Source organism: Chroococcus sp. FPU101, assembly GCF_017312365.1.
Taxonomy (GTDB): Bacteria; Cyanobacteriota; Cyanobacteriia; order Cyanobacteriales; family Microcystaceae; genus Chroococcus.
This window is the reverse complement of sequence record NZ_BLJI01000002.1, coordinates 175,605-190,059: the sequence shown is the minus strand read 5'-3', so window position 1 is coordinate 190,059 and position 14,455 is coordinate 175,605. Positions and strand designations below refer to the sequence as shown.

The following is a 14,455-nucleotide window of genomic DNA, read 5'->3' as shown; positions in this document are numbered from 1 at the left end:
CGTACGCTATGGTTAATTATTTATCAAACAAGAGAAACGTTGATCTACCTTTAGAGAGAATTTTGATATTGCACAGATTAGCAGTGGGATGATGGTTTGGGAGCTTAAAAATTCGTTTGCTAAAATTATTTTTAACTTAAACCGTACTTTAACCCTAGTGATGGCTCAGGGAAAACCGATGAAATCTAAAATAGTTATTAATACGATTGGTTCATTAGGCGATCTCTACCCTTATTTAGCAATCGCTATCGAATTAAAACAGCGAGGTTATCACCCTGTTTTAGCTGCTTCTGAGAGTCTTCGAGAATTTATCGAATCGGAAAATATCAAATTTGAACCCGTTAGACCCAATCCTGAAAAATACTTCTCCCGTACCGAGCTAGTAGAAAGAACGTTTCGCCCTGATGGAATTATCTTTCTTTTCTCTGAGGTACTATTACCTTACCTTAAAGATAGCTACGACGATTTAGAAGAAATTTGTCAAGATGCAAGACTACTGATCTCTCATCCAATTGCATTCGCCGCCCCATTTGTTGCACAAAAAAAACAAATTCCTTGGATTTCAACCGTTTTAGCTCCATCCAGTTTTTTTTCGGCTGATGACCTACCGATCTTTAATCCCATTCTCAACTTTCAAGGTTTCCCGTTATGGTTTAAACGATTATTTATTCAGTTTGCTAAATTTTCGCTCTATTTAACGAGCCATCCAATCCAAAAACTGAGAAAAGAATTAGGATTGCCGCCAGCAAAAGATCCATTTTTTGACGACCAATATTCTCCAGACTTGATTTTAGGTTTATTTTCTTCTTTACTTGCCCCACCACAGCCTGATTGGCCAGCACAAGCTAGATTAACGGGGTTTTCGTATTTTGAGCCGATTGATTCTAAGCTACCTGACGAGTTGAGGGATTTTTTAAATTCAGGAACAGCACCTTTAATCTTCACTCTGGGTTCATCGGCTGTCGAAGTCGGGAAAACTTTTTACACAGAGAGTGCAATGGCGGCTAAAAAGTTAGGTGAAAGGGCTGTATTACTAACAGGTAGAAATCTGGGAAACAAACCTAGCGATTTACTGGATGACACAATTATCGCGGTTGATTATGCACCGCATTTTCTTTTATTTCCTTTAGGAAAAGCGATCGTTCATCAGGGAGGAATTGGGACAACGGCGCAAGCTCTCAAAGCGGGTAAACCAATGATTATTGTTCCGTTTGGAGCCGATCAGTTCGATAATGCAGCCAGAGTTGAACGATTAGGCGTGGGCAAGACCTTATTTTTAAGGAATTATCAAACTCAAGAAATCGTTTTAACGTTAACCGAAATCCTAAATAATCATCAATTATTCCGACAAGCTAGTACACTAGGGGAACAAATTCAACAAGAAAACGGTGTTGCTCAATCCTGTGTAGAAATTGAAAAGTTCTTAAGTGGTCATTAAGTACAATATTTAAGATAAAGAGAAATCTACCATGTTATCTATAAGTTTCAGCTTGAATGAGAAACAGAAAGCCGTTTTAGTGATTGGGTAGTGAAACACAACTGTCTTAGACTACGCCCATTTGTGTTGACAATGTACCTACATCAGCGTTAGGGTAAAGAATATTATTGATTGATGAGTAACGGAAAAATGTCATCCGTATCAAAAGAAAGCGCAGCCACGCGCGATACAAAAATTAATATCCGCGCCCAAGCACGGCAACGGACTTTAATTGACAGAGCAGCCGAGCTTTTAGGTAAAAGTCGTTCCGATTTCATGCTCGAAGCCGCTTGTCAGAAAGCGGAAGATGTTTTGCTAGACCAGCGTACTTTCTCCTTAAGCCAAGAGCAATGGGATGAATTTTTAGATGCGCTGGATGCCCCAGTCGTGCCGAACCCGAAATTACAAAACCTTTTACAAAGTGTACCACCTTGGGAAGCTTAACCCCTGAGTTCAAGCCGCTTTCTGAACTCAGTTCCCCTCAAAATCTAACCGAAGGGCATGAGGTGGAGTCCTTCTGCTGCGGTGAGGCCAGCCTTGACGAGTGGCTTAAAAAACGTGCTTTAGCCAATGAAATCGCCGATGCCTCGCGTACCTATGTAGTCTGTGTCGGAAACCAAGTCGTCGGTTACTATGCGTTGGCCGTTGGCTCAGTCGAACGGGAAATCGCCACTAGCTTGATTAAAAGGAATATGCCTAATCCGATTCCCGTGATGATTTTAGCCCGTTTGGCCGTCGATTGTTCTTGGAAAGGTAAAGGAATTGGGAGAGGCTTGTTACGAGATGCCATTTTACGAACTTGGCAAGCTAGTCACTTGGCAGGCATCAAAGCGATTCTTGTTCATGCTCTATCGGAAGAAGCTAAAGCTTTTTACCTTAAGGCTGGTTTTAAAGCGTCACCCGTTGAGCCATTGACACTAATGATTTCTCTCAAAGAAGTCAAAGCGGCTTTTGAAGGCTTGTGAATAATCATGAGATGAGCTAAAGTTTTTAACAAATTAAAGATTTTTCGTAAGCTAATTCACCCATAATATAAGTAGATTGTATAGCGCGATCGTCTCCCATAATCACTAGAGTAAATAATCGTTCTGATAATTCTTCTAAAGTGTTAAGAACTTCTTCGGGGTTGCGTAATGCCATTAATGAAGTTGAACGCGGATTGATCACAATAAAATCAGCTTCTTTTCCTACATCAAAGTTACCGATCTTATCCTCTAAACAAAGGGCTTTTGCTCCCCCTAAAGTTGCTAAAAAGAAGGCTTGTAAAGGTGATAGTTTTTGTTGTCTCATTTGAGTCACTTTATATGCTTCGTTCATTGTTTGTAGCATCGATAAACTGGTTCCACCTCCGACATCAGTTCCTAAACCGACTTTCACTGGATAGTCTGATGATTTGGCTTGATTGATGTTAAATAATCCACTCCCTAAAAATAAATTAGAGGTTGGACAAAATGCAATAATCGCTTTAGTTTCTGATAATCGTTCAAACTCTTGCTCGGATAAATGAATACAATGAGCAAAGATTGAACGTTCTCCTACTAATCCAGCGTGATCATAAGTATCTAAATAATTCTTGCTATCGGGAAAAAGTTCTTTTACAAAATCAACCTCCGCTCGATTTTCTGATAGATGAGTATGAACATAAACATCAGGATATTCTGCTAATAATTTTCCTGCTGCTTCTAGTTGTTCTGGAGTTGAAGTAACCGAAAAACGAGGCGTAATTGCATAAAGAGAACGTCCGTTATTGTGCCATTTTTCAATTAATTCTTTACTTTGCTCATAAGAACTTTTTGCTGTATCTTTTAAATAATCAGGGGCATTGCGATCCATTAATACTTTGCCCGCAACCATTCTTAAGTTACGCTTTGATGATTCTTCAAAAAAAGCATCTACAGATTGGGGAAAAACTGTCGCTAAAACGACGGCTGTTGTTGTGCCATTTTTGAGCAATTCATCTAAAAAGAAACCTGCCATTTGTTGAGCGTAATTTTGATCATTAAACTTTCCTTCAGTAGGAAACGTATATTTATTTAACCATTCTAAAAGTTGTTCTCCATATGACGCAATCATTTCAATTTGTGGGAAATGGACGTGCATATCAATAAATCCAGGTGTAATTAACATTCCTGGATAAGCTGTAATTGGAGTATTTATATATTCATCTTTTAAAGCTTCATAATCTCCGAAAGCTTCTACTTTCCCATCTTTAATGACTAATAAACCATCAGGAAAATAACGAATACTCTCTGATTCAGTCGTATAAAAAGGATCGGCAATAAAGTCTAAAAATGCGGCACGATAAGCTTTAAGCATAAGATGATTTAGATTTGGGCTTGCTCACCAAGCCCCTATAAATATGGAATGGATGGGGTTGCTCAATTCATCAAAGTTGTCTAACCAAAACGCATTGTTGTAAAAATATATCTGGCGAGAAAAATAGCGGCTAAAATCCAAGTAGCCAGCGAGATTTCTTTGCCGCGTCCTTGGACGATTTTAGCAAAAGGATAAAGGATTAAACCTGCTGATAAACCAGCCGCGATCGAAAAGCCCAAAGGAATAAAAAAGAGGGTGGCAAAAGCGGGAATTGCTTCGGTTAAATCTTGCCAGTCAATATCAACGACACTTTTCATCATCAGTACACCCACAATTAATAAAGCAGGTGCCGTTGCAAAAGCGGGTATCGCTTCAAAAATAGGAACGAATAATAAGGCTACTATAAACAAGATTGCGGCAATAACGGCTGTAAAACCAGTTCTACCTCCTTCAGCGACTCCTGCTGCTGACTCGGCAAAGGTTGTTACTGTCGATGTTCCTAAAACTGCACCCGCCGTTGTGCCGATCGCATCTGCCATTAATGCCTCATTAGCGCGAGGTAACTCCCCATTTTCGTCAATATAACCTGCTTGAGTGCCAACACCTGAGAGGGTGCCAATCGTATCGAACATATCGACAAAGAGAAACACTAACATAACTGCGATAAAGTCAATAAAATTACTGGCATTTACGCCCGATAAACCAACAATAGCTTGACCAAATAAATGTGAGGGAAACCCAGGAACTTCAATTAAACCTTTAGGGGTAGCTGCAACACCAAATATCCAGCCTAGAATTGCTGTTGCCGCAATGCCCCAAAGTAAAGCCCCTTTGATGCGTCGAATCATAAACATCGATGAAAGAAAAATGCCAACGGTTGCCAATAAAGTAGCAGGTTCACGAAAGGTACCAAAAGAGGTTTTAGTGACTTCATTAGCGACAATTAAACCAGCCCCACCAACTTTGACGGCACTGGCTAACCCAATATAGGCGAGAAATAGTCCTATACCAACAGTAGTAGCGGCTTTAATGGAGTTGGGGACAGCGGTAATTAAGTGACGACGAATATCAGTGATGGTTAAACCAATAAAGATTAATCCTTCAATTAAAACGGCGGCTAATGCAGTTCGCCAATCGATTTTTAAGCCTAAAACGACTGAATAGGCGAAAAAAGCATTTGTACCCATACCAGGAGCTAAAACAAAAGGATATTTAGCCAAAACACCCATAATTAAGGTGCCAATTGCTGATGAGATTCCTGTAACAACGACTAATTCTCTGAATAAGTCTTTGGGTGTTTCCAAAAAAACCGCATCGGACATAATTGAGGGGTGAACCACTAAAATATAAGCCATCGTCATAAAAGTGGTTAGACCCGCGAGGATTTCTGTACGAAAGTTAGTTCGATAAAAATCAAACTTGAAATAATCTGCGATCTTTGCTTGCCATCCTTGATATTGATATCTTGGTGTCCACTTAACTTCAGGACTGGTTAGATCTTCTCTATTTTCAGTCATGCCTTAAAAAACTCCTTTATTTCTAACAAACCTTAGCACGATGTTTTAGTGTAACTGTCAGTTTTCCACAAGTCTTTAATGACTCTAATTTTTTTTAATAATTTGTATACAATGTATTCTAAGAACTTAATCAATTTTGTCTTTTTAATTACAGAATGTTAGTGAATAATTAGTTATATGCAATTTATGAAAGTAAACTTTGTATGACTTAATAACGTTTAAATATCCTGATAAGCAAAGCTTTGTTTAATCTGCTCTTGTCAAGAAACCTTAATAAAATTGAAGAAGAATGTATTAATATAAGTTAACTTAACTCACCAGTTATTAATTTTTACACAATTATATTTTGTAATCAGCGATACAATAACTAACCTAAAATTAACCTAGGATAAACAGAAATTTTGTGCATACTGTATGTGATTTCTAAGGTGTGAGGAGTCAAATTAAATAATGCTTAATAATGGAAAAAATGCACTAACAATTTTGTTAGCTGCGGGCAATTTTGCGTGTCTATTTAGTCCTGCGATCGCACAAGAATCACCTTTAACAGAAGATAGTCAAAAAAATAATGAGGCGATGGCGCAGATTAATTCGGTAGCAGATTTGAGTGAAAGCGCACCGAAAAATCATAAGAATGCAGTGATGGCGCAGATTAATTCAGTATCTCAGTTAAAGGATGTTGCACCGACAGATTGGGCATATGAGGCTTTGCGGAGTCTTGTCGAGCGTTATGGTTGTATTGTTGGTTATCCTGACCGAACCTTTAGGGGCAATCGAGCGACGAGCCGATGGGAATTTGCGGCGGGGTTAAATGCTTGTCTGAATACGATTGAGCGTTTGATCCAAGAAAATGTTTCAGTTCTTAAAGAAGATATTGACAAATTGCAGCGTTTAGCAAAGGAATTTGAAACAGAACTTGCAGTTTTAGGGACAAGAGTTGATAACTTAGAAAATCGTACAGCATTTTTAGAAGATCATCAGTTTTCTACGACTACTAAACTTTCGGGAGCAGCTTGGTTTAATTTAACGGGTGCTTTTAACAATGGCCGAGTTCGAGCGGAACGACGTTTTGCGGGAGATCCTTTTACTCCACCAGTTCGAGACCCTGAGACTAATAAACCCTCTGTTTTCAGACGAGAGCAACCCGAAATAACATTTAGTTATCTGACATGGTTAACTTTCAATACGTCATTTACAGGAAAAGATAGTCTAGTCACGCAATTAGCCGCAGGAAATGGTGATTCACCAGCAAATCAACTGGTTTCTGCGGGCTATTATAATTCTTGGGGTGTTCCTTTTCTAGACCAAACCGCAGGGCCTCAAACCAATAATGTCATCATCAGAGAGTTATTCTATCAATTTTCCCCTTTAGATAACTTAACGGTTGCAATTGGGCCGCGACTTAATTTTTATCGCTACTTTGACAATAACCGTTTTACCTTTTTTCTCAATGGTGCGACGACTTTTAACTCCAATGGTAGTACCCTATCCAACTCGGTTGACCGAGGTTCGGGGGTGTATGTATCATGGCAGATGCTCAAACAATTACAGCTTTCAGTCGCCTATTTAGGACAAAATACCGAATTTCTACCCGGGTTTTTGAATACAGCGAATGACCCCGCAACAGGATTATTTAGTCCGACGAATACCATCACTGGACAGATTACCTTTTCCCCAACCAATAATTTTAACTTGCGCGTTTTATATACTCGTTCTCATATTCGCGCTTTTGGTGGGGTTGCGGGGAATGCAGATGGCGAACCGATACCCTATGGTTTTGTTGATGATGGTTTTGGTGGCCCCATTAAAGACCCCAGTTCTAATACAGTGGTTGTTAACTTTGATTGGTTGATTGCTCCCAAGTTTGGGATTTTTGGACGATATTCTTATGGTAATACTCGTATTGTCCCAGAAAATGACGATCGTTCAGAAGGAGATCTTAATGTTCAAGCATTTCAATTTGGTTTTGGATTTCCAGACGTAGGAAAAGAGGGTGCATTAGGGGTTATTTCCTTCTTAGTCCCTCAAGACTATATTAGCGGTCGTCGTTACTTGCTTTCAGGTAACGGGAATGGTGGGACACAATATGAATTAGAGGCATCGTATCATTTTCCGATTACCAATAATATCGCTGTTGTTCCTGCTTTTTACGTGATTTGGAATCCCAATAACTTTAGCAATAATCCGACCGTATACGTTGGAAATATCCGAACGCAATTTTTATTTTAGATTTGCTTCTTTAAAATTCAGCTACTGTAGCCAAAGGTACATCTAGCTGAATTTAAACTGTATACAATATCGATCTAAGATATTGTTTGCTCACTCAACAATCACAGGAAAGCGTGATGCAACTTATACAAGAATTAACACTAACGATTAATGGTCAGTTGGTACGTCTTAAGGATATTGCACCAACCATTACACTACTAGAATATCTTCGTCAACATGGCTATGTCGGAACAAAAGAGGGCTGCGGTGATGGTGACTGCGGGGCCTGTACCGTTGCTGTAATTGGTCAGAGTGCGGAAGGAAAACCGACTTATCAAGCAGTGAATAGTTGTTTGATTCCCGTTGGTTCGGTTGCAGGACGTGAAGTCATTACCGCAGAAGGTCTAGCGAATGGCAAGTTACACCCTGTACAAGAGGCAATGGTACAAACGGGTGGTTCTCAATGTGGCTATTGTACCCCTGGTTTTATCATGAGTATGTTTTCAGCGTATTATGAAGGTAAGGTGGATGATCTCTGCATTGATGGGAATTTGTGTCGTTGTACGGGATATCTGGCCATTCGTCGCGCTTCAGAAATGGTTACTGGAAAAGTAGAAAATGATAGTTTTACCGAAAAATTGAGCAATTGTGACACGTTTTTAGAGCCAATTGATTATACTTTTTCTGACCATCATTTTTATCGTCCAAGCCATATATCAGAGGTTTTAGAACTATTACAGCAGCATCCTAGTGCGACTTTAATAGCGGGTGGAACCGATTTAGGATTAGAACTCAGTTGGCATCGTCAAACTTATCCCATCATGATTTCATTAGAAGGAGTTGAAGAACTCAAATTTATTAATCATGCTTCAGATTTTGTCGAAATTGGTGCAGCCGTTCCCCTGACGCATATTGAGAGAAGCTTACAGGGTATTTTTCCGAGTATCGATGAAATGATTTACTGGTTTGCAGCGCGACAAGTCCGAAATCGGGCTACATTAGGCGGAAATATTGGAACCGCTTCCCCTATTGGTGATTTACCTCCAGTATTGTTGTCCCTCGATGCAACAGTCAAGCTAGTTAGTCTCAACGGTGAAAGAACCATTTTATTAGCCGACTTTTTTAAAGGCTATCGACAAACCGAACTCCAAAAAGGTGAAATTATCTTTTCTGTTACAATTCCTAAAACGATTACCCCTAATGCAGTGCGTCGCTTGAGTCAGTCCTATAAAATTGGAAAACGAGGTACTGATGATATCAGTATTGTCGCGGCCGCTTATACGATCGATCTTGACTCTAATAACACGATCGTTCACGCTAGATTAGGATATGGTGGAGTCGCTGCAACCCCCGCTAGAGCATTATCTGTCGAATCAATGTTAGTCGGTCAACCTTGGACACTTGAGACGATACAACAAGCCAAAACTGCTTTGTATGAAGCGTTTACACCCTTAAGTGATTTACGCGGAAGTGCCGAATATCGTAAAAAATTAGTCGCTAATTTGTTTGAGAAATTTTTTGTAGAAATGAGTCAGGAGAACATCTAATGAGTGCAGTCGGAATCAAAAAACCTCATGAAAGTGCGGAAGGTCATGTCACAGGTCATGCGATGTATACGGATGACCAACGTCAGTTTCAAGGAATGTTATCTCTGTATCCTGTTCTTTCACCCCACGCTGCCGCAAAAATTCTCAAGATTGATACCAGTAAAACCAGTGAGGTTGAAGGATTTGTCACTGTTCTAACTGCCGATGATATCCCAGGAGAAAACGATACGGGTGTTATTATTCATGATGAAATTCTGATTCCGACAGAACAAGTGTATTACTATGGACAAGCCGTTATCTGGACAGTGGGCGAAACCGAAGACGCAGCCCGTCAAGCGGCCGAAAAGATTATTGTAGAATATGAGCCATTAGATGCCATTACTAGCGTTAGAGAAGCGGTAAAATTAGGCAGTTTTCAAGGACAACCCAACGTTATTCGGCGCGGTGACCCCGAAAAAGCCCTAGAAGAAGCAGAAATGGTTTTAGAAGGAGAATTAGATATGAATGGGCAAGACCATTTTTATCTCGAAACTCATACCAGTTGGGCGTTGTTAGATGGTGAAGGGGGTTATAAAATTTATGCGTCTACCCAACATCCAAGCGAAACTCAACATATTGTAGCGCGGGTTTTAGGTATTCCCGCTAATCTCGTAGTAGTGACTTGTATAAGGATGGGGGGCGCGTTTGGTGGAAAAGAATCACAAGCGAATATATTTGCCTGTTTAGCCGCAATTGCCGCCAAAAAAACTGGCCGCCCTGTACGTGTTCGACTCAGACGACACCATGACATGATTCTGACAGGGAAACGACACGGTTATTATGTAAACTACCGAGTTGGTTTTACGAAAGAGGGAAAAATCACTGCTTTATCGGCAAATCTTTATGCTGATGGTGGTTGGAGTTTAGATTTATCGCCACCCGTTTTAGGACGTTCCGTATTACACATCGATAATGCTTACTATATTCCTGATTTAGTGGTTTGTGGACAGATTACCAAATCAAATCGTGTTTCTAATACAGCCTATCGGGGGTTTGGTGGGCCGCAGGGAATGATTGTCATTGAAGATATAATCGATCGCATTTCTCGTACACTAGATATACCGCCTCATGTCATCCGTGAACGCAACTTTTATCACGGAGAAGGCGAAACCAATACCACCCACTACGGACAAGAATTATACGATAACCGTTTAGACAGAGTTTGGCATGAAGTTAAAACCAACTCTAATTTTGCCCAAAGATTAGCCGAAGTCAATGAATTTAATCAAACCAGTCCGTACAAAAAGAAAGGTATTGCCATTACTCCTGTTAAATTTGGCGTTTCCTTCAATAAAACTGTCTACAATCAAGCTGGTGCATTAGTTCTAATTTACACCGATGGCAGTATTCAACTGAATCATGGTGGAACCGAAATGGGGCAAGGTTTACACACCAAAATGATTCAAGTTGCCGCCCACACATTAGGAGTCAAAATCGAACGGTTTCGCATGATGCACACCAGTACTGAAAAAGTCCCAAATACTTCAGCCACAGCAGCTTCTAGTGGTTCTGACTTAAACGGACAAGCGATTAAAAATGCCTGTGAAACGCTCAAAGCACGAATGGCACCTGTCGCAGCGAAAATTTTACAATTAGATGCACCCGAAGACTTTATATTTGAGGACGATTGGATCTATTGTAAGAGTTATCCTAGAGCGCGAGTCTCATTCGATGAAGTCGTTCAACAAACCTACAATGAACGAATTAGTCTTTCTGCAACAGGATACTATCGCACCCCGAATATTCACTGGAACCCCATCGAAGGTAAAGGCCGTCCTTTCTATTATTTCGCTTATGGTGCTGCTGTGAGTGAAGTCGAAGTGGATGGATTGACAGGTGCCTTTAAACTAAAAAAAGTTGATATCGTCCATGATGTCGGACAATCTTTAAACCCTTTTATTGACCAGGGACAGATAGAAGGGGCTTTTGTACAAGGGATGGGCTGGCATACAATGGAAGAACTCGTCTGGGATGATAAAGGACGACTCCGCACCTTTGCCCCTAGTACCTATAAAATTCCCACAATTAGCGATGTTCCAGAACATTTTAACGTCCATTTACTAGAACGCGCCCCCTCTAATGGTGTGATTTATGGAAGTAAAGCAGTCGGTGAACCCCCCTTTATGTTAGCTATTTCCGTACGGGAGGCTATTCGTGCTGCTATTGCTGCATTTGGAAAAACAGATTATATTCCCCTTGCTTTACCCGCAACTCCTGAAGCAACTTTAACGGCGATTGATTATGTCAAAGCACATTCCGTAACGACTGCTAATGTCTAGGATTTAGCCTGTTTAAAAATGATAAAATATATCTTAGGAGAAAATTTTAATGACTATTCATCACTCAGAAAAAATTATCTTGGAAAGCGGTACATTAAACCTCGAAAACTTACCTTTTAAAAAAGGAGATGTTGTAGAAGTTATTATTATAGAACGTTCTCAAACTTCTATTAACTTAGAACATTCTTCATTAGAGGGCAGGGTTATTCGTTATGATGCTCCTTTTGAATCTGCTACCGATTTAGATGATTGGGAAGCACTAAGCTACAGCAAAAATTTATAATTGTCTATCCTAACAGTAGATAAAAAAATATCATCTTATCCTGACGTTAAAAAATTAATTTAAAAATCACAAATATAATGAACGATATTAAAAACAATAATATTGAGCATCAATCAGAGAAAGATTTAAAGACTAAGTTTAAAAGAAATCAGAAATATTCTCTTGATGAACTAGTAGAAAAAATTACACTCGAAAATCGTCATCAGGGAGTTGATTCGGGTTTTCCAGTAGGCAAGGAAATCTGGTAAGATGACCGTTCATTGCTATCAACAACTTGCTCAAGCGTTACAAAATGGCCCTGCAGTTTTAGCAACGGTAGTTAATAGTAAAGGTTCTGTACCGCGAGAAATTGGGGCAAAAATGGTCATTTGTCCTGATGGTCGTATTTTTAATACAATTGGTGGGGGTGCAGGTGAAGCTAAAGTCATCAATACTGCAATGAAGGTATTAACAACAGGTGAAAAGCAACTCGTAGAAATTGACCTCACAGGTTCACAAACACGCGAAACTCAAGGCATTTGCGGGGGGATGATGCAAGTATGGCTAGAACGTTGGTCGGGTGAAGATGCGATAAACTTAGTCCAAGAGATCCTAAAACGTCTGGAGTCGGGTCAAAGTGTTACAGTAGTCACTCCCCTATCATCAGACCATAATCCCTACATCGTCGATACCGTTCCAAAATTAGATCATGCTTTTATCGAAACTTTGCAACCATCACCTATTTTACTGATTGTTGGTGCGGGTCATGTCGCAGAACAATTAGCCAAAGTCGCACATTTAATCGGTTATCAAATTATGATACAAGACGATCGCATTTCTTGGGCCAACCCGCAACGTTATCCCCAGGCAACCCATATCTTTAATGAACCGATTTCGACCACATTAGAACAATTAGCCCACTATGAACAGATGTACGTCGCCTTGGTCACACGGGGCTATAAGTACGATTTAGAGGCATTAGAAGCGTTGTTAGAAAGGACATTACCCTGTCAGTATATCGGTATGATTGGCAGTCAAAAAAGAGTAATACAAGTGTATCAAAATATTAGAAGTCAGAGCGATCGCCTATCTTCGATTTATGCCCCTATTGGTCTAGATATTGGGGCTTTGACCCCCGAAGAAATCGCCGTGAGTATCTGTGCAGAACTTATCTTAGTACGTCGCGGTGGTACAGGAAAGCCCCTAAGAGACGCTTTGCGACAGAAATTAGGCTAAAATAACTGTTACCGACTTGATGCTAGATTAAATTTATGGCAATTATTGTTAATCTGAGTTCGGAAATAGAAGCCCAACTTCGTGATAAAGCCGCACATCAGGGCAAAGATATTTCTCTTGTTGCAGCCGAACTGCTCACCCGTATTTTGGAGTGGGAAGCAACAGATTATCAAGAAGCAATTAATGGAATACAACAGGGTTTAGATGATTTTGAGACTGGGAGATTTCGTTCTTTTGATGAGTTTGTTCAAGGCTATTTTTGGGCAGATGGGAAAGAAGATGATTGTTAGCTCGATTAGTTAATAGGATAAGTAAGAAAAAATCACTTTTTTCTTGTCCGCCCGATTGGGGGTTTTAGAGGTTTTACCCCTAACCAGCACCCGCCCCGACTTGAAACGAAGTGAGGGGAATGTATATATTGGCGGGGTATGCTGCTTACAGATTCAAAAGGGAGTGGGAAAAACCTGCAATCTGGTTTAGGTAGCCAATTGTGAAACGAAGGTTTACTTAGGATTTGGTTACTTTTATGTTATTTTATATTAGGGGAAAAATTGAACGATTTATCTTGTATGGTTTCAAAGTTGATCGCAATTGGTGGTGGCGGTTTCTTAATGGAACCAGAGAATCTACTGTTGGATCAGTACTGTCTAAACTGCACGGGTAAAACCGCTCCCAAAGTCTGCTTTATTCCTACTGCTAGCGGCGATTCAGAAGACTTCCTTTCACGTTTCTACACAGCATTTGCTAGGTATTCCTGCAAACCATCACATCTTGCTTTCTTTCGTCAACCGCGATCAAGTGCAATCCCATTAATTGATATTGAACAACATCTGTTGAATCAAGACTTGATTTATGTGGGTGGGGGAAATACTCGCGCAATGCTTGCAGTATGGCGAGAGTGGAATATCGACGAGATTTTGAGGAAGGCTTGGCGATCTGGCATCTTACTAACTGGGATGAGTGCTGGTGCAATTTGTTGGTTTGAATATGGTGGAAGTGACTCAACTTGGGTTGGTAAGCTGAGTTCGTTGCAAGGTTTGGGGTTAGTTCGGGGTAGTTGCACACCACACTACGATAGTGAATCCAACCGAAGAGCCGACTTTCATCAGCTAATCAAAAACGGTGAATTGCCTCCTGGTATTGGAATTGATGACGGAGCGGCAGTGTTGTTTGAAGGGCAACAAGTTATGGAAGTTGTTACTTCAAGACCAGCAGCAAAAGCGTATCAAGTAAAACTGAGGGAAGATGGACAAATCATTGAAGAATCTCTGGAGACCAGGTATCTATGCTAATTGCCGTATAACAACTCGCTTGGATTGTCAAAACATTTTGGTGCATTGCAACTATCGTTTTGAGGTTAGTAGGGCTTTTAGGGGCAATTTTTAACGGAGTTAGATTGAGTGGAAGCGGATGGGGAGATCGGGTTAACTTCCTTCCCATCTGCCCAAAAGTCGGTTAAATTAATTTACTACCCAGATAGGAACAAGCTTAGAGAGAGGTTAGGCGGTCATCGTAAATATAGCAAGATCCTTGAGGGTTAGTATACTTTAAGAAAAACTTAGGTTAAACTAGAC

General features: G+C 40.2%; 14 protein-coding genes. 12 read left to right on the top strand and 2 right to left on the bottom strand.

Annotated elements, in window-relative coordinates; all coding sequences use genetic code 11:
* Positions 1-88 precede the first annotated feature (88 nt).
* From CFPU101_RS03500 to CFPU101_RS03490, 3 genes are all read left to right on the top strand, one after another.
* The gene (locus CFPU101_RS03500; protein ID WP_206813948.1) at positions 89-1,438 is read left to right on the top strand and encodes a glycosyltransferase; all 1,350 of its coding nucleotides are present in this window, start codon (positions 89-91) and stop codon (positions 1,436-1,438) included.
* A gap of 189 nt (positions 1,439-1,627) precedes the next feature.
* Positions 1,628-1,921: a DUF1778 domain-containing protein gene (locus tag CFPU101_RS03495; protein ID WP_206813947.1), complete on the top strand. Its 294-nt coding sequence runs from the start codon at positions 1,628-1,630 to the stop codon at positions 1,919-1,921.
* Entirely contained in the window at positions 1,909-2,442 is a 534-nt protein-coding gene (locus CFPU101_RS03490; protein ID WP_206813946.1) for a GNAT family N-acetyltransferase, read from the top strand. The genes CFPU101_RS03495 and CFPU101_RS03490 overlap by 13 nt, the downstream gene beginning before the upstream one ends.
* Before the next feature lie 25 nt (positions 2,443-2,467).
* Here CFPU101_RS03490 and guaD read toward each other — a convergent pair whose 3' ends face one another.
* Together guaD and CFPU101_RS03480 are read right to left on the bottom strand one after the other, a co-directional pair.
* Positions 2,468-3,793, bottom strand: coding sequence for a guanine deaminase (guaD, locus tag CFPU101_RS03485; protein WP_206813945.1), 1,326 nt, complete (start codon positions 3,791-3,793; stop codon positions 2,468-2,470).
* An 80-nt stretch (positions 3,794-3,873) separates the two neighbouring features.
* Positions 3,874-5,310, bottom strand: a complete 1,437-nt coding sequence (locus CFPU101_RS03480) for an NCS2 family permease (protein WP_206813944.1) — start codon at positions 5,308-5,310, stop codon at positions 3,874-3,876.
* A gap of 450 nt (positions 5,311-5,760) precedes the next feature.
* Between CFPU101_RS03480 and CFPU101_RS03475 the strand changes: the two genes are divergently transcribed.
* The 9 genes from CFPU101_RS03475 to CFPU101_RS03440 all read left to right on the top strand — a co-directional run bounded on the left by CFPU101_RS03475 (position 5,761) and on the right by CFPU101_RS03440 (position 14,173).
* Positions 5,761-7,539 (top strand): iron uptake porin, encoded by a 1,779-nt coding sequence (locus CFPU101_RS03475; RefSeq protein ID WP_242577744.1) that lies wholly within the window; start codon positions 5,761-5,763, stop codon positions 7,537-7,539.
* Positions 7,540-7,655: 116 nt separating this feature from the next.
* On the top strand, positions 7,656-9,065 hold the full coding sequence (gene xdhA, locus CFPU101_RS03470) for a xanthine dehydrogenase small subunit (RefSeq protein WP_206813943.1): 1,410 nt from the start codon (positions 7,656-7,658) through the stop codon (positions 9,063-9,065).
* Positions 9,065-11,383: a xanthine dehydrogenase molybdopterin binding subunit gene (xdhB, locus tag CFPU101_RS03465; protein ID WP_206813942.1), complete on the top strand. Its 2,319-nt coding sequence runs from the start codon at positions 9,065-9,067 to the stop codon at positions 11,381-11,383. Before xdhA ends, xdhB begins: the two co-directional genes overlap by 1 nt.
* A 49-nt stretch (positions 11,384-11,432) precedes the next feature.
* Positions 11,433-11,666, top strand: coding sequence for a hypothetical protein (locus CFPU101_RS03460; protein ID WP_206813941.1), 234 nt, complete (start codon positions 11,433-11,435; stop codon positions 11,664-11,666).
* Between the two features lie 77 nt (positions 11,667-11,743).
* Positions 11,744-11,914, top strand: a complete 171-nt coding sequence (locus CFPU101_RS03455) for a hypothetical protein (protein ID WP_206813940.1) — start codon at positions 11,744-11,746, stop codon at positions 11,912-11,914.
* Between the two features lies 1 nt (position 11,915).
* Positions 11,916-12,881, top strand: a complete 966-nt coding sequence (locus tag CFPU101_RS03450) for an XdhC family protein (RefSeq protein WP_206813939.1) — start codon at positions 11,916-11,918, stop codon at positions 12,879-12,881.
* A 35-nt stretch (positions 12,882-12,916) separates the two neighbouring features.
* On the top strand, positions 12,917-13,171 hold the full coding sequence (locus tag CFPU101_RS03445) for a hypothetical protein (RefSeq protein WP_206813938.1): 255 nt from the start codon (positions 12,917-12,919) through the stop codon (positions 13,169-13,171).
* Between the two features lie 236 nt (positions 13,172-13,407).
* Positions 13,408-13,545, top strand: coding sequence for a hypothetical protein (locus CFPU101_RS25390; RefSeq protein ID WP_242577764.1), 138 nt, complete (start codon positions 13,408-13,410; stop codon positions 13,543-13,545).
* The gene (locus CFPU101_RS03440) at positions 13,493-14,173 is read left to right on the top strand and encodes a peptidase E (protein WP_242577759.1); all 681 of its coding nucleotides are present in this window, start codon (positions 13,493-13,495) and stop codon (positions 14,171-14,173) included. The genes CFPU101_RS25390 and CFPU101_RS03440 overlap by 53 nt, the downstream gene beginning before the upstream one ends.
* Positions 14,174-14,455 lie beyond the last annotated feature (282 nt).

Bases quoted from the DNA above. Each gene is read 5' to 3' on its own strand.
- xdhB (WP_206813942.1), top strand. From the start codon at position 9,065: ATGAGTGCAGTCGGAATCAAAAAACCTCATGAAAGTGCGGAAGGTCAT.
- CFPU101_RS03475 (WP_242577744.1), top strand. From the start codon at position 5,761: ATGCTTAATAATGGAAAAAATGCACTAACAATTTTGTTAGCTGCGGGC.
- CFPU101_RS03440 (WP_242577759.1), top strand. From the start codon at position 13,493: ATGGAACCAGAGAATCTACTGTTGGATCAGTACTGTCTAAACTGCACG.
- CFPU101_RS03495 (WP_206813947.1), top strand. From the start codon at position 1,628: ATGTCATCCGTATCAAAAGAAAGCGCAGCCACGCGCGATACAAAAATT.
- CFPU101_RS03500 (WP_206813948.1), top strand. From the start codon at position 89: ATGATGGTTTGGGAGCTTAAAAATTCGTTTGCTAAAATTATTTTTAAC.
- CFPU101_RS25390 (WP_242577764.1), top strand. From the start codon at position 13,408: ATGTTATTTTATATTAGGGGAAAAATTGAACGATTTATCTTGTATGGT.
- CFPU101_RS03480 (WP_206813944.1), bottom strand. From the start codon at position 5,310: ATGACTGAAAATAGAGAAGATCTAACCAGTCCTGAAGTTAAGTGGACA.
- CFPU101_RS03460 (WP_206813941.1), top strand. From the start codon at position 11,433: ATGACTATTCATCACTCAGAAAAAATTATCTTGGAAAGCGGTACATTA.
- guaD (WP_206813945.1), bottom strand. From the start codon at position 3,793: ATGCTTAAAGCTTATCGTGCCGCATTTTTAGACTTTATTGCCGATCCT.
- xdhA (WP_206813943.1), top strand. From the start codon at position 7,656: ATGCAACTTATACAAGAATTAACACTAACGATTAATGGTCAGTTGGTA.
- CFPU101_RS03445 (WP_206813938.1), top strand. From the start codon at position 12,917: ATGGCAATTATTGTTAATCTGAGTTCGGAAATAGAAGCCCAACTTCGT.
- CFPU101_RS03450 (WP_206813939.1), top strand. From the start codon at position 11,916: ATGACCGTTCATTGCTATCAACAACTTGCTCAAGCGTTACAAAATGGC.
- CFPU101_RS03455 (WP_206813940.1), top strand. From the start codon at position 11,744: ATGAACGATATTAAAAACAATAATATTGAGCATCAATCAGAGAAAGAT.